This window comes from Massilia sp. Dwa41.01b, from assembly GCF_014171775.1.
Lineage (GTDB): Bacteria > Pseudomonadota > Gammaproteobacteria > Burkholderiales > Burkholderiaceae_D > Telluria.
The window spans coordinates 3,344,903-3,361,839 of record NZ_CP050454.1 but is presented as its reverse complement, the minus strand read 5'-3'; the positions used below and the strand labels follow the sequence as shown (position 1 = coordinate 3,361,839).

The following is a 16,937-nucleotide window of genomic DNA, read 5'->3' as shown; positions in this document are numbered from 1 at the left end:
CTACATGCGGGCGAGCCGCCCGTCACCTGCGTTGCGCTGCCTCGGGCGGCGGTAATGAAGCGCGCACGCCAGGGCGAATGTGTGGCAGAGCTGCCGGTGTACAACGCGGCCGTGGATGCGCGTGACATGGCTGGCGGGGACGACCGCGCCGGCAGCCGTCCACCGGCGCGGGGGGGGGGGACGGACGTGGGAAGGGCAGGCAGCGGCAGGGCGCCGCCGCAGCGTGTGACGGCAGGTGGATCAGGAACGCATGCCGTGCTTGGCCAGCAGGCGGTACATCGTTGTGCGCGAAACACCGAGGTCGCGCGCGGCGCGGCTCACGTTCTGGCCGCTGCGGTCGAGGCAGGCACGGATGACCAGGCGTTCCGAGCTGCAGCGGGCGTCGTCCAGTTTCGCCTCGATCGGCGGCGAGGGCATGACCAGGTCGAGGTCGTCCGGCTCGATCCATTTGCCGTCGGCCATGACCATGGCACGGCGCACGCGGTTGATCAGTTCGCGTACATTGCCGGGCCAGGCGTGGGCGGCAATGGCCGCCAGGGCGCGGCTGGAAAAGCCTTTCAGGTGCGGCGAGCGGTCGGCCGCGTGCAGGTGGAAGAAGTGCTCGGCCAGTTCGACCAGGTCGTCGCGCCGCTCGCGCAGCGAGGGCACCGTGACGGGCAGTACCGACAGCCGGTAGTACAGGTCTTCGCGGAAGTCGCCGCGCGCCACCGCCTGCTGCAGGTTCACGTGAGAGGCGGAAATGACGCGCACGTCGACCGGAATGGCGCGCGTGGCACCCAGGCGGCTGATCGTTTTGTCCTGCAGGAAGCGCAGCAGGTTCGCCTGCAAGTCTTTCGGCAGGTCGCCGATCTCGTCGAGAAACAGGGTACCGCCGTTGGCCGATTCGATCAGGCCGACCTTGTCGCGCGCCGCGCCGGTAAAGGCGCCGCGTTCATAGCCGAAGAGTTCGGAGTGGATCAGGTTGGGTGGAATGGCGCCGCAGTTGATCGGCACCAGCGGACCGGCCGCGCGCGTCGACTGGCGGTGAATGGCCTGGGCCGTCAATTCCTTGCCGCTGCCGCTCTCGCCCCAGATCAGGACCGGCGCGTCGACCTTGGCCACGCGCTCGACCTGGCTGCGCAGGCGCGCCATTGCCGCGCAGCTGCCGATCAGGGTCGAGGGTGCGGTGCCGGGGCGCGGGCGCGACCTGCGCAACAAGGCGTGGCCGTACACGTGCCCCGTGGTATGGGCCAGGCGGCGGGTGTCGAGCGGGGCGGTGTGGTAGTCGCAGAGGTAGTCGGCGACGAGTTCGCGGCAGCTGGCTGCGGCCAGCGTGTCCCGGCCGACCACGCCGACCCATTGCACATGGCTGTGCTGGCGCAGGAAACGGTCGACCTCGCCGTGGGGCCACGCACCGATGACATGGTCCAGCACCCCGGCAAGATAGGCATCCTCGCGCAGTGCGCAGCGGGCTTCCTCGAAACTGCCGACACTGCGGATCTGCCACCCCGGCATTTCAGCGCACAGCACCTCGGCCGCGCCATGACCATCGGGTGAGATACAGAGCAATCGTTTCGAGACCATCCATTCCCTCCCCGGGTTGCAATAAGGCGCAAGCGGTCTCTCGCGTGCCGGTCCGCCGCAATGTGTGTAACTCCAGGTAAGCATACTGGATTATCTGTTTCGCATGCCCGACGGTTGAAACGGCCGTGTGCCGTTACCAACTCGACAATGTGCGGGACTTGACCTCGCGGCGCGGCTAGGGCAGGCCGAGAAGATCGGCGCGCGGATAGCCCCACTTCGGCAGGGGAGCCGGGCAGGGCTTGCCGGCCTGCGCTGCATAGGGCAGAGTCGAGAAGTTCCGGGCGCCCGGCAGGCCGTAGCGCAGGTCGGTCGCGCTACCGTTGGTGAGCACTGGCGCCCGCGCAAAGCGCAGCCAGGGCATCGATCCGGCAATCGCGCTCGCGCAGGACGCGCAGCCCCGCCACCGAGCCGTGGGTTTCCACGGCCCAGGCGATGCCCTGCGGTACATCCGCCGCGCCCGCGCTCACGTACACGCCGGCAATCTTCGCCGGGCATGCCGACGGCGCGACCCAGCGCGGTGCCAGGCTGAGCACGCCGCGGCGCAGGCGGTAGCCGCCGAGGTCGTCACGGGTGACGGCGACGGTCCCCCAGCACAGCGGATTGGTGGGGAAGGCCGACAGCGGCAGGTCGAGAATATGCACGGACGCATCGTCGCGGCGCAGCGCGGCGCTCAGCTGGTCGCGCGCAAGCCCGGCCAGCGTCCCCTGCAGCAATACGAAACCGAAGCACAGCGCCACGCCTGCAATCAGCGCCGCCCGCTCGCCTGCGCGCCGCGTCAGCCACTGCGACAGCGCCCAGACCAGCGCCAGCCCGAGCAGGGAACCAGGCTGCAGGAAGCCGAACACGGTGAACAGCACGGGCGCCGCCAGCAGCAGGCCAAGCAGGAGGCGCCGCCATCCGGCATGGGCGACCTGCGCCGCCAGCGGCGTACCCAACGCCAGCCAGAACAGCGGCTCGACAATGAACACCATGTCGCCGTAATACCAGTGCGTATCGAAGGGCGCGAAGGGATGCACGCCGTACACGTTCAGCGCATCCATGCCCGGGTGCAGCAGCAGGCCGATGACGATCGTCGCCCCCAGCCCGCACCGCGCCGCCGAACTGCCCCGCAGCAGCGCGCGCATTCGCCCAGAACAGCCAGAGGCCGGCCAGGAGCAGCAGGGCCTGGGGCTGGGGCGTAGAGCAGGGTGTGGGTGTGGCCGCGATGGTGCAGCAGGTAGCCGAACGGATCAGGCAGCAGCGGCGTCAGGACCAGGTCGAGGTCGGGGAAATTGCTGGCCAGCGCGCCGCAGCTCAACAGCAGGCGTCGCCGCGTGCTGGCGCGTGCCGGGTCGGCTTCGGTCGGCAGTACGCGGTGGGCCAGTTCGCCCAGCGCCAGGCCGACGAGGGAGTGGGTAAGATTGTCCATGCGGCAATATTATCATTGATGAGACCGCAGAAACCCGGAGGATGCCGCTCACGCCGGCGAGCACGTGGCGCTTGAACACAGCAGGGAACGGCCGGCCGATCAGTCGTTGTCGTTGGCGGACGCGTCGTATTTCCGGTTCATCGACCCGCGCCCCTCGGTATCGGTCGCCCTTTCGAGCAGTGACCCGGCACCGAAGTACTCGGAACTTCCTTGACGATGCCGACACCACCTGCCAGGAAATGCGTCAGGGTTTCCTTTGTCGGCGGAACGGGCTTTCCTTCCCAGGTACCGGCGATCGTGTATTCCTGCTTCAGGATCAAGGTGCGAAATTTTGCTGCCGGAACGACAGTGCTTGTAAAGCCGACCACCGTGCTCACGCCTGACATTTTCGCTACGAGCCCACCACATTTCGATGTCATCTGCGTGGAAAATGTCTGACCCTGTCCGCACCTGGCCGGGCAGGATGAAAATTTGTGTTTCGAGCATGAGCCCTGGCACCCCCCGGCTAGCTGGCCCCTCTGCGATTTTTGATGCAAGTCAAGGATTTTGCTGTCGAGCATCAATAGACTTCCCTCATCGAGTCGAGCCGCAGCCCGCGGCACGGCAGGCAGCAGGAGTCGTCCAGATGTTTCATCCCTCCATCAGCACCCCGCGCGGCGCCGCGGTCATCCCGATCGCCCAGGCGGTTGCCCCTGCGGTCGATTTCGACGCCGACCTGATCGCGCGTCTGGGCAAGAACGGTCCGCGCTATACCTCCTATCCCACCGCAGACCGTTTCGACGAAACCTTCAACTACCGCGACTACCTGCACGCGGTGGCCGCGGTGCGCACCCGCGGCGCGGCGCGGCCGCTCTCGCTCTACCTGCACATCCCGTTCTGCGATACGGTCTGCTACTACTGCGCCTGCAACAAGATCGTCACCAGAAACCGCGAGAAGGCGGCGACTTACCTCGGCTACCTGAAGCGCGAAATCGCCATGCAGGGCGCGCTGTTCGCCGGGATGAACGAGGTCGAACAGCTGCACTTTGGCGGCGGCACGCCCACTTATCTTTCGGACGAGCAGATGGGCGAGCTGATGGCGCACCTGCGCCGCAACTTCAGGTTCGCGCCCGATGAGGTGGGCGAGTATTCGATCGAGGTCGACCCGCGCACGGTCTCGAGGGAGCGCGTACACAGCCTGCGCGCCCAGGGCTTCAACCGCATCAGCCTGGGCGTGCAGGACTTCGACCCCGACGTACAGAAAGCCGTCAACCGCGTCCAGCCGGAAGCCGAGACGCGCGCCATCATCGCCGCCGCGCGCGAAGCCGGCTTTCGCTCGATCAGCATCGACCTGATCTACGGCCTGCCGAAGCAGAGTCTGGTCACGATGGCGGCGACCATCGACAAGGTCATCGATGCCAGTCCCGACCGCATCTCGATCTACCACTACGCCCACCTGCCGCATGTGTTCAAGCCGCAGCGCCGTATCCTGGAAGCGGACATGCCGTCATCTGGCGACAAGCTGGCCATGCTGGCGCTGTGCATCGAGCGCCTGGGCGCGGCCGGTTATGTCTACATCGGCATGGACCATTTCGCCAAGCCCGACGACGACCTCGCCGTGGCCCAGCGCCAGGGTCGCCTGCACCGTAACTTTCAGGGCTATTCGACCCATGCCGACAGCGACCTGGTGTCCTGCGGCGTCTCGGCCATCGGCGCCGTCGGCGCCACCTACAGCCAGAACGCCAAGACGCTGGAGGCCTATTACGAAGCCCTGGAGAACAACGAGCTGCCGGTGGCGCGCGGCATCGCGCTCGGCATGGACGATCTCCTGCGGCGTGCGATCATCCAGAAGCTGATGTGCCAGTTCGAGCTGTCGATCTCCGCCATCGAACAGGCTTTCCCGGTCAGCTTCGACAAGTACTTCGCCGCCGAGCTGGCGCGGCTGCGCGAACTGGCGGCCGATGGCCTGGTCACCCTGGACGGCGACTGGATCTCGGTCACGCTGCGCGGCCGCCTCCTGATCCGCAACGTCTGCATGGTGTTCGACCGCTACCTCGGGCAGCCGATGGCGATGCCACGCTATTCGCGCACCGTCTGACCCGCATGAACATCCATCCCTTGCCGCTGTTCCTGGTCGGCCTGCTCGGCAGCGTGCACTGTGCCGGCATGTGCGGCGGCATCGTCGGCGCGCTGTCGCTGGCACCGCCGCGTGCCCGCACGGGCGTCATCACGCTGCATCCGACGCGCAGCGCGGGAGCCGGCGTGCACGTCGCTGCCTACAACGGCGGGCGCATCGCCAGCTACATGACGGCCGGCGCGCTGGCGGGCGGACTGGCGCAGGGCGCGGCGACCATGACGGCGCTGCCGGCCGCGCAGGCTGCCGCCTGCTGGCTCGCCAACCTGATGCTGGTTGCGCTCGGCCTGCACCTGATGGGGGCATGGAGCGGCGTCGCCCGCATCGAGCGGGTAGGGCAGCTGCTATGGCGCCACCTGCGCCCCGGGCTGGCGCGCATCGGCCCGCCCGACACGCCGGCGCGCATGTTCGCCGCCGGTGCCCTGTGGGGCTGGCTGCCCTGCGCAATGGTCTACAGCGCGCTGGTCACGGCAATGCTGAGCGGCTCGGCCGGCGCCGGCGCGCTGACGATGCTGGCCTTCGGGCTGGGGACGCTGCCGATGATGCTGGCGCTGGGCCTGGCCGGTGTGCGCCTGCGCGCCTGGCTGCGCCTTCTACCTGTGCGCATCGCCTGCGGTGCGGGCGTGCTCGCCTTCGGCCTCCTTGGGCTGGCACGCGCCGCCGGCGGCTTGCCGGCCAGCTGGCTGCAGGTGATCTGCGTCGCGCCGGGAATGGCACCATGAGGGATGGCACCGTCTCAAGCCGCGACTGCTTCCACTGCGGCCTTCCGCTGGCGGGGGAGCGCCAGTGGACGGCCCGCATCGCAGGCAGCGAACGCGCGATGTGCTGTCCCGGCTGCGCAGCGGCCGCGCAGGCCATCGTCGATGCCGGTTGCGCCGATTATTACGACAGCCGCAGCAGCTACGGCGCGACGGTGACCGATGCGCCCGAGCTGGCGCTGGTCGACGCCGCCGGCAACCCGGGCGAGGGCAGTTTCACGGTCGAGGGCATCCGCTGCGCCGCCTGCGTCTGGCTGATCGAGCGCCGCGTGCAGGCGCTGCCGGGCGTGCTGGAAGTGCTGCTCAACGTCAGCAGCGAGCGCCTGGGGGTGCGCTGGAACCCGGCGCTGTGCAAGGTCAGCGACCTGCTGCGCACCTTGCACGCGATCGGCTACCGCGCCTATCCCTACGACGCGCAGCGCCACGGCGAGCAGCTCGAACGGGCCCGCCGCAAGCTGTTTCGCCAGCTGTTCATCGCCGGCCTGGCGATGATGCAGGTGATGATGTACGCCGTCCCCGTCTACATGGCCACGGACGGCACCATGGACGCCGACATGACGGCGTTGATGGGCTGGGCCTCGCTGCTGCTGACGCTCCCGGCCGTGCTGTATTCGGCCCAGCCGTTTTCGCCGGCGCCTGGCGCGACCTGCGCCGCGGCCTGCCCGGCATGGACGTGCCGGTCGCCCGGGCATCGCCGCGGCGTTCGGCGGCAGCACGCTTGCCCTCGTGCGCGGGGAGGGTGCGCTGTATTTCGATTCGGTGACGATGTTCGTCTTCCTGCTGCTCGCCAGCCGCTACCTCGAGCTGAGCGCGCGCCGCCGCGCGGCTTCGGCGCTCGAAGCATTGCAGGCCGGCCTGCCGGCCTCGAGCCGGCGCATGGCGCGCTATCCGATCGAGCGCGCGATCGAGGTCGTGGCAGCAAGCAGCCTGGTACCCGGCGACATCGTGCTGGTGGCGGCGGGCGAGCAGGTGCCGGCCGACGGCGTCATCGTCGAGGGCGAGACCGAGGTCGACTTCTCGCTGCTCACGGGCGAAAGCCGCACACGGTGCATGGCCCCGGGCGACAAGCTGGCCGGCGGCGCCGTCAACGTGGCCCAGGCACTGGTCATGCGCGTGGAGGCGGCGGCGCGAGAGCACGCTGGCCCTGCTGGTGCGCCTGGCCGAGAAGGCCGGGCAGGGCAAACCTGCGCTGGCGCTGTGGGCCGACCGCGCGGCCGCCTGGTCGGTCGCGGCCCTGCTGGTGCTGACGGTGCTCGTGTTCGCCACCTGGCAGCTGATCGATCCGGCGCGTGCCTGGCCGGCGGCGATCGCGGTGCTGGTCGTCACCTGTCCCTGCGCGCTGTCGCTGGCCATGCCCACGGCCCTGGCCGCGGCCCATGATGGCCTGCTGCGGCGCGGCGTACTGGCAGTCGGCGGGCATGCGCTGGAAACCCCGAGCGCGCCACCCATGTCGTGTTCGACAAGACGGGTACCCTGACGCTGGGCCGCCCGTGGCTGGACAGGACCCGTCTGCTTGGAACGCTGGACGAGCCGGCCGTGCTGCGCCTGGCCGCGGCGCTGGAAGCGGGCAACGCCCATCCGCTGGCGCTGGCCATCCGTGCCAATGTTCCCGCGACGGGCGCATTGCAGGCGCAGGACTTGCACTACACAGTCGGGCGGGGCATCGAAGGAAAAGTCGCGCAGCGGCGCTACCGCATCGGCAGCGCGGCCTTTGTCGGCGCGCTGGCGGGCAGCGCAGCCCCTTCCGGCGGGGAGGCACACGGCGGCGTGGTCTGGCTGGGCTCGGAGAGCTGCTGGCTGGCGCGCTTCGACATCGTCGACGCGCTGCGCCCCGAGGCGGCCGAGGTGGTGCGACGCTTCGAGGCGGCCGGCAAGATGGTTGTCCTGCTCAGTGGCGACGAGCCGGGCACCGTGGGGGCCATCGCCGCACGGCTGGGAATACGGGACGCGGTTGGCGGCCAGCTGCCCGAACAGAAGCTGGCCCATGTGCGGCGCCTGCAGGAATCCCGCCATCGTGGCGATGGTGGGCGACGGGATCAACGACGCCGCCGTGCTGCGCGGTGCCGACGTCTCGTTCGCAATGGGTGGCGGGGCCGCGCTGGCGCAACTCAATGCCGATTGCGTGCTGCTCGGCGAGGGCCTGCTGCCGCTCGGCGATGCGGCCGACACGGCCAGGCGCACCCTGCGCGTCGTGCGCCAGAACCTGGCCTGGGCCAGCGTCTACAACCTGGTGGCGATACCGCTTGCGGCCACCGGCCTGCTCAACCCCCTGGCTGTCCGGCATCGGCATGGCCGCCAGTTCCGCCATCGTCGTGCTCAACGCCCTCAGGTTAAGGAAGTGACATGGAAGCCCTGTACCTCTTGATTCCCCTGAGCCTGATGCTGGTCGCCCTGGCGATCTGGGTGTTCTTCGGCGCCGCCGACAGCGGCCAGTTCGAGGACCTCGAAGGCCCGGCGCTGCGCATCCTGCGCGACGACGACGCGCCAGAGTGAGCGCCTGACCGCGGCGGGCCGGCGTCGTGACCGCGCCAGCCGGGTCTTACATCGTCGGTCCGCGTCCCGTGTGGTTTTCCTTCTCGATCCGCTCCTGGCAAGCGATGCAGGTCTGTACCGTGGGCGTGGCGAGCAGGCGTTCTTCGGGAATGTCGCAGCCGCAGGAGGTGCAGACCCCATAGCCGCCGGACTCGAGGCGGCCGATGGCGGCGTCGATCTCGTGCAGCAGGGCGGTTTCGTGGTCGGCGAAATGCTGTTCGTCGTGGGCCGTCATTTCGGCTTCGGGGGAATCGTCGCCTGTCACCATGTGGGCGCCGGGGCCGATCTGGGGTGGTGCGCTACCGTCCGTATCGGTGCGGGACCGTACCGCGGCGAGCGTGGATTCGCGGCTTTGCTGCAGGCGTTTGGCGACTTCTTCGTGGAGCGATTGCGAGATAGGCGGCATAAGTTCTTCCTGTCAGTCCGTTGAGTGTGGTGGCTGCTGATCACAAGCCTTGATGTTCCTCAGACGCTTCAACTCCATACCCTGAGTGAAGTCAGTACAACACGCAGCCGACGATCTCCTTCGTAGCCCCGAGGACACTGAAAATTTTGATTCACATCAAGGATTTTTAAGGTCCGGAAAACTACTCTCCTGCTGTCAACTCAGCAAATCCCATCAGGAGAGCATCTTGGACAGCAGTCTAAACTACAACTACAAGATCGTGCGCCAGTTTGCCATCGCCACGGTCGTGTGGGGCGTCATCGGCATGGCCGCCGGCGTCTTCATCGCAGCCCAGCTGGCCTGGCCCGCGCTCAACTTCGACACCGCGTGGCTCAGCTACGGCCGGTTGCGGCCGCTGCACACCAACGCCGTCATCTTCGCCTTCGGCATCTGCGGCCTGTTCGCCACGTCCTACTACGTGGTGCAGCGTACCTGCCAGGTGCGGCTGTTCTCCGATCGCCTGGCCAGCTTCACCTTCTGGGGCTGGCAGGCGGTGCTGGTGGCGGCCGCCATCACGCTGCCGATGGGCTTCACGCGAGGCAAGGAGTACGCCGAGCTGGAGTGGCCGATTGCCATCCTCATCACCGTCGTCTGGGTCGCGTACGCCGTGGTCTTCTTCGGCACGATCGTCAAGCGCCGCGTCCAGCACATCTACGTGGCCAACTGGTTTTTCGGCGGCTACATCATCGCCGTCGCGGTGCTGCACGTCGTCAACGGCGCCGTGATTCCGGTCTCCGCCTTCAAGTCCTATCCGGTCTACGCCGGTGTGCAGGACGCGATGATCCAGTGGTGGTACGGCCATAACGCGGTCGGCTTCATCCTCACCGCCGGCTACCTCGGCATGGTGTACTACTTCATCCCGAAACAGGCCGAGCGTCCGGTGTATTCGTACCGGCTGTCGATCGTGCACTTCTGGGCGCTGATCTTCACCTACATGTGGGCCGGTCCCCACCACCTGCACTACACGGCGCTGCCCGACTGGACCCAGTCGCTCGGCATGGTGTTCTCGCTGATCCTGCTGGCGCCTTCCTGGGGCGGCATGATCAATGGCGTGATGACCCTGTCGGGCGCCTGGCACAAGCTGCGCTCGGACCCGATCCTGAAATTCCTGATCGTCTCGCTGTCCTTCTACGGCATGGCCACCTTCGAGGGCCCGATGATGTCGATCAAGACCATCAATTCGCTCTCGCACTACACCGACTGGACCATCGCCCACGTGCACGCCGGCGCCCTCGGCTGGGTCGGTTTCATCACGATGGGCTCGATCTACTACCTGATCCCGCGCCTGGCCGGGAAAAATCGGATGTGGAGCCTGCAACTGGTCGAAGCGCATTTCTGGGTGGCGACCATCGGCATCGTCCTCTACATCGCCTCGATGTGGATCGCCGGCGTGATGCAGGGCCTGATGTGGCGCGCCGTGAATCCGGACGGCACCCTGACCTACACCTTTGCCGAAAGCGTGAAAGCCACCTATCCCTACTACGCGATCCGCTTCACCGGCGGCTTCCTCTACCTGTCGGGCATGCTGATGATGGCCTTCAACAGCTGGAAGACGCTGGCCGGCACGGTCAACGTCGACGCGCGCATCCCGCAACCGAACGCACGGCGCGGCACGGCCACGGGCCCTGTGCCGCAACACGCCTGAACCCGGAGCTACCCACATGAAAAACTTTTCCCACGAATGGATCGAAAAGAATCCCTGGCTCCTGATCGGCCTGGTGATCCTGGTGATCTCCTTTGGCGGCCTGGTCGAGATCGTGCCGCTGTTCTTCCAGAAATCGACCACCGAGCCGGTGGCGGGCTTGAAACCGTATTCACCGCTGCGCCTGGCCGGCCGCGACATCTACATCCGCGAAGGCTGCTACAACTGCCACTCGCAGATGATCCGCCCCTTCCGCGCCGAGACCGAGCGCTATGGCCACTATTCGGTGGCCGGCGAATTCGTCTACGACCACCCCTTCCAGTGGGGCAGCAAGCGCACCGGTCCCGACCTGGCGCGCGTGGGCGGGCGCTACAGCGACGAATGGCACCGCACCCACCTCGACAACCCGCGCGACCTGGTGCCCGAATCGAACATGCCCAGCTACCCGTGGCTGGCGAAGACGGCCCTGGTGCCGCGCGAGATCGTCCCGAAAATGCGCGCGATGCAAACCCTGGGCGTGCCCTACGCCGAGGAGGAGATCCGCAACGCCCCCGCCGAACTGGCGGACAAGACCGAGCAGGACGCGCTGATCGCCTACCTGCAGGGCCTGGGCACCCAGATCAAGACAAGGAATTGAAGGAACCGACATGGCTATCGAACGACTTTTTGACAGTGCCAGCAGCGTGATGACGGTGGTCTCGTTTGCCACCTTCATGGGCATCCTGCTGTGGACTTTCCTCCTCAAGCGCGCCGGCGACTTCGACGGCGCCGCCGCGCTGCCTTTCGCCGACGAGGAGAGCGAGCATGGCTGACTTCACGAGCGGCTTCTGGAACTGGTATATCGCGCTGATCACGATCGCCTCGATCGCCGGCTGCGCGATCCTGCTGTGGTCGCAATCGCGCTTTCGCGTCAAGCTTGATCCAGACGGCCAGCCCTTGACGACCACCGGCCACGTCTGGGACGAGGACCTGACCGAACTGAACACCCCGATGCCGCGCTGGTGGATGGGGCTGTTCTACCTGACGATCCTGTTCGCGATCGGCTACCTGGTGCTGTATCCCGGCCTGGGCAGCTATGCAGGAAAGCTCGGCTGGGCTTCCACGGGCGAATACAAGGCCGAACTGAAGCAGGCCGACCACGACTACGGCCCCCTGTTCGCGCGCTTTGCGGGCCAGGACATCAAGACGGTGGCCGCGGACCCGCAGGCACGCGCCATCGGCGAACGCATGTTCCTGAACTACTGCGCCCAGTGCCACGGGTCCGATGCGCGCGGCAACAAGGGTTACCCGAACCTGACCGACAACGACTGGCTGCATGGCGGCACGCCCGAGGTCATCAAGAAAACCATCATGGGCGGGCGCGTGGGCCAGATGCCGCCGATGGGTGCCGCCGTCGGCTCGGACAAGGACGTCGAAGCCGTTGCCCACTACGTACGCAACCTGTCGGGCCTGACCGCCGACCCCGTCAAGGTGGTGTTCGGCAAGCCCGGGTTCGCCGCCTGCGTGGCCTGCCACGGCGTGGAGGGCAAGGGCAACCAGGCGCTGGGCGCGCCCAACCTGGCGGACAAGGTCTGGCTATATGGCGGCACCGCCGAGACGGTGATGGAAACCATCCGCAAGGGCCGCACCAACACCATGCCGGCCTTCGGCGAGGTACTGGGCGAGGGCAAGGTGCACGTGCTGGCGGCCTATGTGTGGAGCCTGTCGAATACCGGCTCGGGCAGCGCGCAGGCGACCGGCGGCGGCACCGCGCTTGACACCACCGCGCAGCCCGAGGCCCAGCAATGAACACGCCACAGGAAGCGGTCATCAAGATGTATGCCGCGCGCGAGGAGATCTATCCGCGCGAAGTGAAGGGCCGCTATGCCACCCTGCGCTGGGCCTGCGTCTGGCTCACCCAGCTGCTGTTCTACGGGCTGCCCTGGCTGCAGTGGAACGGCCGCCAGGCGGTGCTGTTCGACCTCGGCACGCGCAAGTTCTACCTGTTCGGCCTGGTGCTGTGGCCGCAGGATTTCATCTACCTTGCCGGCCTGTTGATCATCTGCGCCTATGGCCTGTTCCTGGTGACCGCGGTGGCGGGGCGCGTCTGGTGCGGCTTCGCCTGCCCGCAGACCGTCTACACCGAGGTGTTCCTGTGGATCGAACGGCGCATCGAAGGCGCGCGCAGCGCCCGCATCCGGCTCGACCGCCAGCCCTGGACGTTCGGGAAAATCGCGAAGAAGGGCGCCAAGCACGGCGCCTGGCTGGGGGTGGCGCTGTGGACGGGATTTACCTTCGTCGGCTATTTCACGCCGGTGCGCGTGCTGCTGGGCGAATTCGCCTCCTGGACGGTCGGACCCTGGGAAGCCTTCTGGGTGCTGTTCTATGGCCTGGCGACCTACGGCAATGCCGGCTGGCTGCGCGAACAGGTGTGCAAGTACATGTGCCCTTATGCGCGCTTCCAGAGCGCGATGTTCGACAAGGACACGCTGATCGTCACCTACGACCGCCAGCGTGGCGAACCGCGCCGGCCGGGACCGCGCGTAGCCGGGATGGTGGACGGAAAGCCCGCCGGCGACTGCATCGACTGCACCCTCTGCGTGCAGGCCTGCCCGACCGGGATCGACATCCGCCAGGGCCTGCAGTACGAGTGCATCGGCTGCGCCGCCTGCATCGACGCCTGCGACAGCGTGATGGACCGTATCGGCACGCCGCGCGGCCTGATCCGCCATGCGACCGAGAACGCCCTGGCCAAGGGCTGGGGCAAGGCGCAGGTGAAGCGCCGCCTGGCGCGGCCGCGGGTCCTGGCCTACGGCGCCGTGCTGGCGCTGCTGGTGGCGGGAATGACGGCTTCGCTGGCGCTGCGCACGCCGCTGAAGGTGGACGTCATCCGCGACCGCGGCTCGATGGGACGCGAGCTCGATGACGGCCGCATCGAGAACGTCTACCGCCTGCAGCTGATGAATACCAGCGAGACGGCGCGCGCCGTTCGCCTGACGGTTGGCGGCCTGGAGGGCGCCGAAATCGCCGGTGCCGACGTCGTGTCGCTCGACGCGGCCAGCACGCGCGGGGTGGCGGTACGGGTGCGCGCGGCCGCTCCCGCCGAGCGCGGCGCGCATCGCATCGTCTTCAACATCAGCGCGCTCGACAACCCCGCAGTCGCGGTGCGCGAGGAAGCGGCCTTTGTCGTGCCGCGCTAGGAATCATCATGTCGATCAACCCTTCCGCTTTTCCCCACGCACCGGTGGCGCCACGGTATCGGCACCGCTGGCCCTGGTTCATCATGCTCGGTCCGGTGGCGGTGATGCTGGCCACCGCCGTCACCGTTTCGCTGGCCTTGCGCCAGCCGGAGGCGATGGTGGTCGACGATTACTACAAGCAGGGCAAGGCGATCAACCAGGACCTGCGGCGCGACCGCGTGGCGACCGCGTTGCAGCTGGCATTCGACGCCCGCTTCGATGCCGCTGCCGGCACGCTCGAAGGGCGCCTGGCCAGTTTCGGCAGGCCGATGCTGGCGCCGTTCCGGCTGCAGCTGGCACATCCGACCCAGCCCCGGAAGGATATCGCGCTGCAGGTGGTGCCCGGCCCCGACGGACGCTTCCTCGTGCGCCTGCCCGGGCTGGCGCCGACCCACTGGCAGGTCGTGGCCGAGGGCGAGGGACGGGGCTGGCGCCTGGCGCGCGGCTGGAACCCGGCCCGGCAGCCGGTCCTGCACATCGCCGCCGATGCGGCCCAGGGGGCACAGCACTGAGCAGCACCGGATATGGCGCATAGCAGCTGTAAAGACTGGGCATGCCGTCTCTTCCATGCTAGATTTTCGTCAAGGCAATTTGCCATAACGATCAAGGACAAGAGACATCCATGCCCGCTCACTCGCCGCGCAGCCCGCGCACCGCCATCGCTTCCCTGTTGATTTCGTTCGCCCTCGCTGCCGTTCTGCCCCAGGCGGCGCTTGCTGCGGCGGGCACTTCAGCCGCCGCCGGTGCAACGGCAAGCAAACCGAACGCCGCCTTCGACAAGTGGGCCGACAGCTTCGCCAACGACTGGGTGCGCGCCAATCCCCAGCTGGCGACGAGCACCCAGTACTTCAGCGGCGCCGAGCAGGACGCGCTCGACCGCCAGCTGACGCCGCAGACGCCGGCCCAGCGCAAGAAGGTGATCGCGCTGGCCAGGCAGGGCCTCGCGCGCCTGGATAAGTGGATGGCCGGGCCGCTCGACGACACCCAGAAGGTCTCGGCGGCGGTGATGCGCTGGTCGCTGGAAAACACGGTCGCCAACGCGCCCTTCGAGGACCATGGCTTCGTGTTCCAGCAGTTCAGCGGCGCCCAGGTCAGCCTGGTCAACTTCATGACCCAGACCCACCCGCTGCGGCGCGCATCCGACGTCGACAGCTACCTGGCGCGCCTCGAGCAGGCAGGCACGCGCATGGACGAGGCGCTGGCGCGGGCCCGTGCCGCGACAAGCCGCGGCTTCATCCCGCCGCGCTTCATCCTCGAGCGCGCCCAGTTCCGGTATCCACCTTCCTCACGCCGGACGCGCGCCAGAACGTGCTGGTGACCTCGCTGGAAGCGCGCACCGCCGCCCTGAAGGACCTGACGCCCGAGGCGCGCGCCGCGGCGATCGCCCGCGCGACACGCATCGTCGAGCAGAAGATCCGCCCCGCCTACGTCCGCGTGCAGGACTACATGGCCGAGCTCAATCCGAAGACGGACGACCGGGCCGGCATCTCGCGCCTGCCGAACGGCGCCGCGGCCTACAAGCAGGCACTCGCCAGCTACACCAGTACGGGCCTCTCCGCCGAGGAAATCCACGCCATCGGCCTGCGCGAAGTGGCGCGCCTGGAAGCCGAAATGGACAAGCACCTGCGCGCCCTTGGGCTTGCCGATGGCGACATCGAGACGCGCCTGAAGGCCCTGGACGCGCGCTTCCAGCCCAAAGTCGAAGGTGACCCGCGTCCGGCCATCCTGGCGCAATATGCCGAGATGGTGAAGGATGCCGAAGCGCGCAGCAGCACGCTGTTCAACCTGAAGCCGCGCGCACCGGTCGAGGTGCGGCGCGAGCCGCCGCTGACGGAACCGTCGGCCGCGGCTCACTACACGCTGCCAGCGCCGGACGGCAGCCGCCCCGGCGTGTTCTGGGTGCCGCTGCGCGGGCCGATGTTCAATACGATCCGTATGCGCAGCCTTTCCTACCACGAGGCCGTTCCGGGCCACCACTTCCAGCTGGCGATCCAGCAGGAATTGCAGGGGATCCCGAAATACCGCAGCGCCCGCATCTTTAGCGGCGGCAGCGCCCACAGCGAAGGCTGGGCGCTGTACACCGAGCGGCTGGCGGTGGAGCAGGGCTGGTACAAGGACGACGTGCCGGACCTGCTGGGCGCGCTCGGCTCCGAGCTGTTCCGCGCGCGCCGGCTGGTGGTCGACACCGGCCTGCACACCAAGGGGTGGACGCGCCAGCAGGCCGTCGACTACGGCATCAACGTCGAGGAAGTCGACCGCTACGTCGCCTGGCCTGGTCAGGCCACGGCCTACATGATCGGCATGCTGCGCATCGTCGAACTGCGCGAAAAGGCGAAGGCGGAACTGGGCAGCAAGTTTTCGCTGCCGGCCTTCCACGACATGGTGCTCGGCGCTGGTTCGGTGCCGCTGGACGTGCTCGGCCAGCTGGTGGACGGGTGGATCGCGAAGGAAAAAGCGAAGGCGTGAGCGCAGCGCGCATGTCCGTACGTTGCCGGGAGTAAAGCGCCAAACCGAGGGTGGACGGAGCCCCCGTCCACGCGTCCAACGCCCGCGTGATCATCTGCGGCGCGGCCGAACCGAGGGTGGGCGCCCCGAGCCCACGCGGTGCGAGCGTCCCGCTACCGGTTGGTGCACACCTACGTCCCGCGTGGGCACGGGTGCCCACCCTACATGGATGTGCCGTCCATTGCGCCGGCACGACAACAGATGCACCCGGCGCCCCGCTTGCGGCATAATCGCCGCAGCACTACCGTGACCACTTCCCCAGGAGCGCCTCATGGAAACCCAGGAACTGCACCGCGGCCGACTGATCGACCACATCCAGCTCGTGGTCCGCGATCTGGCGGCATCCCGCACCTTCTATTCAGCCATCTTCGAGGTTCTGCAGTTGCCCATCGGCGGCGCCGGCGAGGATTACTTCTGGGCCGACGAGCTGTTCGTCTCGACGGCCAGCAGCCGGGCGGCGCAGGGAAGGCTGACCGGCCGCCATCACCTGGCCTTCCAGGCAGCCAGCCGGGCGACCGTCGATGCTTTTCATGCCGCCGCCTTGCGTGCGGGAGGGCAGGACAATGGCGCGCCGGGCGAGCGGCCGTATCACCCGGGCTATTACGCGGCATTCGTGCTCGACCCGGATGGCAACAACATCGAGGCGGTGTACCACGGGGAGGCAGAACGCAGCGCGGCTTCGGTGGTGGTCAGGTTCTGACTTTGCGGAGCCGCCTCCCTCCGCTTGGGGAACCGGGAAGCAGCCGCCGCCCG

The 16,937-nt window shown here is 67.9% G+C and carries 18 protein-coding genes and 3 pseudogenes; 16 read left to right on the top strand and 5 right to left on the bottom strand.

Annotated features, from left to right (window positions below; all coding sequences use genetic code 11):
• Positions 1-240: 240 nt before the first annotated feature.
• The 4 genes from G4G28_RS15375 to G4G28_RS26515 form a co-directional block, all read right to left on the bottom strand.
• Positions 241-1,563: a sigma-54 dependent transcriptional regulator gene (locus tag G4G28_RS15375; RefSeq protein ID WP_183107554.1), complete on the bottom strand. Its 1,323-nt coding sequence runs from the start codon at positions 1,561-1,563 to the stop codon at positions 241-243.
• 175 nt (positions 1,564-1,738) lie between these two features.
• Entirely contained in the window at positions 1,739-1,894 is a 156-nt protein-coding gene (locus tag G4G28_RS26520; protein ID WP_229507671.1) for a hypothetical protein, read from the bottom strand.
• The gene (locus G4G28_RS15370) at positions 1,878-2,687 is read right to left on the bottom strand and encodes a metal-dependent hydrolase (protein ID WP_229507670.1); all 810 of its coding nucleotides are present in this window, start codon (positions 2,685-2,687) and stop codon (positions 1,878-1,880) included. Before G4G28_RS15370 ends, G4G28_RS26520 begins: the two co-directional genes overlap by 17 nt.
• Entirely contained in the window at positions 2,591-2,971 is a 381-nt protein-coding gene (locus tag G4G28_RS26515; protein WP_229507669.1) for a metal-dependent hydrolase, read from the bottom strand. The genes G4G28_RS15370 and G4G28_RS26515 overlap by 97 nt, the downstream gene beginning before the upstream one ends.
• A 625-nt stretch (positions 2,972-3,596) precedes the next feature.
• On the opposite strand from G4G28_RS26515, the gene hemN reads away from it, so the two are divergent.
• From hemN to ccoS, 7 genes and pseudogenes are all read left to right on the top strand, one after another.
• Entirely contained in the window at positions 3,597-5,048 is a 1,452-nt protein-coding gene (gene hemN, locus G4G28_RS15365) for an oxygen-independent coproporphyrinogen III oxidase (protein WP_182988933.1), read from the top strand.
• A 5-nt stretch (positions 5,049-5,053) separates the two neighbouring features.
• Positions 5,054-5,806 (top strand): sulfite exporter TauE/SafE family protein, encoded by a 753-nt coding sequence (locus G4G28_RS15360; RefSeq protein ID WP_183107553.1) that lies wholly within the window; start codon positions 5,054-5,056, stop codon positions 5,804-5,806.
• Positions 5,803-6,177 (top strand): annotated as a pseudogene (locus G4G28_RS28460) (heavy metal translocating P-type ATPase metal-binding domain-containing protein); the annotation flags it as partial. The gene G4G28_RS15360 and the pseudogene G4G28_RS28460, both read left to right, overlap by 4 nt.
• A gap of 430 nt (positions 6,178-6,607) precedes the next feature.
• Positions 6,608-7,319 (top strand): annotated as a pseudogene (locus G4G28_RS29360) (HAD-IC family P-type ATPase).
• Positions 7,295-7,795: pseudogene (locus tag G4G28_RS28445) on the top strand (HAD family hydrolase); the annotation flags it as partial. The pseudogenes G4G28_RS29360 and G4G28_RS28445, both read left to right, overlap by 25 nt.
• A gap of 31 nt (positions 7,796-7,826) precedes the next feature.
• Entirely contained in the window at positions 7,827-8,207 is a 381-nt protein-coding gene (locus G4G28_RS28440) for a hypothetical protein (protein WP_308602585.1), read from the top strand.
• Positions 8,186-8,335, top strand: coding sequence for a cbb3-type cytochrome oxidase assembly protein CcoS (gene ccoS, locus G4G28_RS15350; RefSeq protein ID WP_182988932.1), 150 nt, complete (start codon positions 8,186-8,188; stop codon positions 8,333-8,335). The genes G4G28_RS28440 and ccoS overlap by 22 nt, the downstream gene beginning before the upstream one ends.
• Before the next feature lie 46 nt (positions 8,336-8,381).
• Here ccoS and G4G28_RS15345 read toward each other — a convergent pair whose 3' ends face one another.
• Positions 8,382-8,780: a TraR/DksA family transcriptional regulator gene (locus tag G4G28_RS15345; protein ID WP_182988931.1), complete on the bottom strand. Its 399-nt coding sequence runs from the start codon at positions 8,778-8,780 to the stop codon at positions 8,382-8,384.
• A gap of 226 nt (positions 8,781-9,006) precedes the next feature.
• Here G4G28_RS15345 and ccoN point away from each other — a divergent pair, with 226 nt between their 5' ends.
• From ccoN to G4G28_RS15305, 9 genes are all read left to right on the top strand, one after another.
• Positions 9,007-10,464, top strand: coding sequence for a cytochrome-c oxidase, cbb3-type subunit I (gene ccoN / locus G4G28_RS15340; protein WP_182988930.1), 1,458 nt, complete (start codon positions 9,007-9,009; stop codon positions 10,462-10,464).
• Between the two features lie 16 nt (positions 10,465-10,480).
• Complete coding sequence (gene ccoO, locus G4G28_RS15335) at positions 10,481-11,098, top strand: cytochrome-c oxidase, cbb3-type subunit II (RefSeq protein WP_182988929.1); 618 nt, start codon at positions 10,481-10,483, stop codon at positions 11,096-11,098.
• Between the two features lie 10 nt (positions 11,099-11,108).
• Positions 11,109-11,273 (top strand): CcoQ/FixQ family Cbb3-type cytochrome c oxidase assembly chaperone, encoded by a 165-nt coding sequence (locus G4G28_RS15330; protein ID WP_182988928.1) that lies wholly within the window; start codon positions 11,109-11,111, stop codon positions 11,271-11,273.
• Positions 11,266-12,249 carry a cytochrome-c oxidase, cbb3-type subunit III gene (gene ccoP / locus G4G28_RS15325; RefSeq protein ID WP_182988927.1) on the top strand — a complete coding sequence of 328 codons (984 nt, stop codon included), beginning with the start codon at positions 11,266-11,268 and terminating at the stop codon, positions 12,247-12,249. Before G4G28_RS15330 ends, ccoP begins: the two co-directional genes overlap by 8 nt.
• Positions 12,246-13,640: a cytochrome c oxidase accessory protein CcoG gene (ccoG, locus tag G4G28_RS15320; RefSeq protein WP_183107552.1), complete on the top strand. Its 1,395-nt coding sequence runs from the start codon at positions 12,246-12,248 to the stop codon at positions 13,638-13,640. Before ccoP ends, ccoG begins: the two co-directional genes overlap by 4 nt.
• An 8-nt stretch (positions 13,641-13,648) precedes the next feature.
• Positions 13,649-14,191 (top strand): FixH family protein, encoded by a 543-nt coding sequence (locus tag G4G28_RS15315; RefSeq protein WP_183107551.1) that lies wholly within the window; start codon positions 13,649-13,651, stop codon positions 14,189-14,191.
• A 110-nt stretch (positions 14,192-14,301) separates the two neighbouring features.
• Positions 14,302-14,997, top strand: a complete 696-nt coding sequence (locus G4G28_RS27615; RefSeq protein ID WP_267875249.1) for a DUF885 family protein — start codon at positions 14,302-14,304, stop codon at positions 14,995-14,997.
• Positions 14,988-16,145, top strand: coding sequence for a DUF885 family protein (locus G4G28_RS27610; RefSeq protein WP_267875248.1), 1,158 nt, complete (start codon positions 14,988-14,990; stop codon positions 16,143-16,145). The genes G4G28_RS27615 and G4G28_RS27610 overlap by 10 nt, the downstream gene beginning before the upstream one ends.
• 310 nt (positions 16,146-16,455) lie before the next feature.
• Positions 16,456-16,884 (top strand): VOC family protein, encoded by a 429-nt coding sequence (locus tag G4G28_RS15305; protein WP_182988925.1) that lies wholly within the window; start codon positions 16,456-16,458, stop codon positions 16,882-16,884.
• Positions 16,885-16,937: the final 53 nt, after the last annotated feature.

What these genes read in the sequence shown, in the direction of transcription:
- G4G28_RS15375 (WP_183107554.1), bottom strand. Translation starts at nt 1,563, where the DNA reads ATGGTCTCGAAACGATTGCTCTGTATCTCACCCGATGGTCATGGCGCG.
- G4G28_RS15370 (WP_229507670.1), bottom strand. Translation starts at nt 2,687, where the DNA reads ATGCGCGCGCTGCTGCGGGGCAGTTCGGCGGCGCGGTGCGGGCTGGGG.
- G4G28_RS26515 (WP_229507669.1), bottom strand. Translation starts at nt 2,971, where the DNA reads ATGGACAATCTTACCCACTCCCTCGTCGGCCTGGCGCTGGGCGAACTG.
- hemN (WP_182988933.1), top strand. Translation starts at nt 3,597, where the DNA reads ATGTTTCATCCCTCCATCAGCACCCCGCGCGGCGCCGCGGTCATCCCG.
- G4G28_RS15360 (WP_183107553.1), top strand. Translation starts at nt 5,054, where the DNA reads ATGAACATCCATCCCTTGCCGCTGTTCCTGGTCGGCCTGCTCGGCAGC.
- G4G28_RS28440 (WP_308602585.1), top strand. Translation starts at nt 7,827, where the DNA reads ATGTGCGGCGCCTGCAGGAATCCCGCCATCGTGGCGATGGTGGGCGAC.
- ccoS (WP_182988932.1), top strand. Translation starts at nt 8,186, where the DNA reads ATGGAAGCCCTGTACCTCTTGATTCCCCTGAGCCTGATGCTGGTCGCC.
- G4G28_RS15345 (WP_182988931.1), bottom strand. Translation starts at nt 8,780, where the DNA reads ATGCCGCCTATCTCGCAATCGCTCCACGAAGAAGTCGCCAAACGCCTG.
- ccoO (WP_182988929.1), top strand. Translation starts at nt 10,481, where the DNA reads ATGAAAAACTTTTCCCACGAATGGATCGAAAAGAATCCCTGGCTCCTG.
- G4G28_RS15330 (WP_182988928.1), top strand. Translation starts at nt 11,109, where the DNA reads ATGGCTATCGAACGACTTTTTGACAGTGCCAGCAGCGTGATGACGGTG.
- ccoP (WP_182988927.1), top strand. Translation starts at nt 11,266, where the DNA reads ATGGCTGACTTCACGAGCGGCTTCTGGAACTGGTATATCGCGCTGATC.
- ccoG (WP_183107552.1), top strand. Translation starts at nt 12,246, where the DNA reads ATGAACACGCCACAGGAAGCGGTCATCAAGATGTATGCCGCGCGCGAG.
- G4G28_RS15315 (WP_183107551.1), top strand. Translation starts at nt 13,649, where the DNA reads ATGTCGATCAACCCTTCCGCTTTTCCCCACGCACCGGTGGCGCCACGG.
- G4G28_RS27615 (WP_267875249.1), top strand. Translation starts at nt 14,302, where the DNA reads ATGCCCGCTCACTCGCCGCGCAGCCCGCGCACCGCCATCGCTTCCCTG.
- G4G28_RS15305 (WP_182988925.1), top strand. Translation starts at nt 16,456, where the DNA reads ATGGAAACCCAGGAACTGCACCGCGGCCGACTGATCGACCACATCCAG.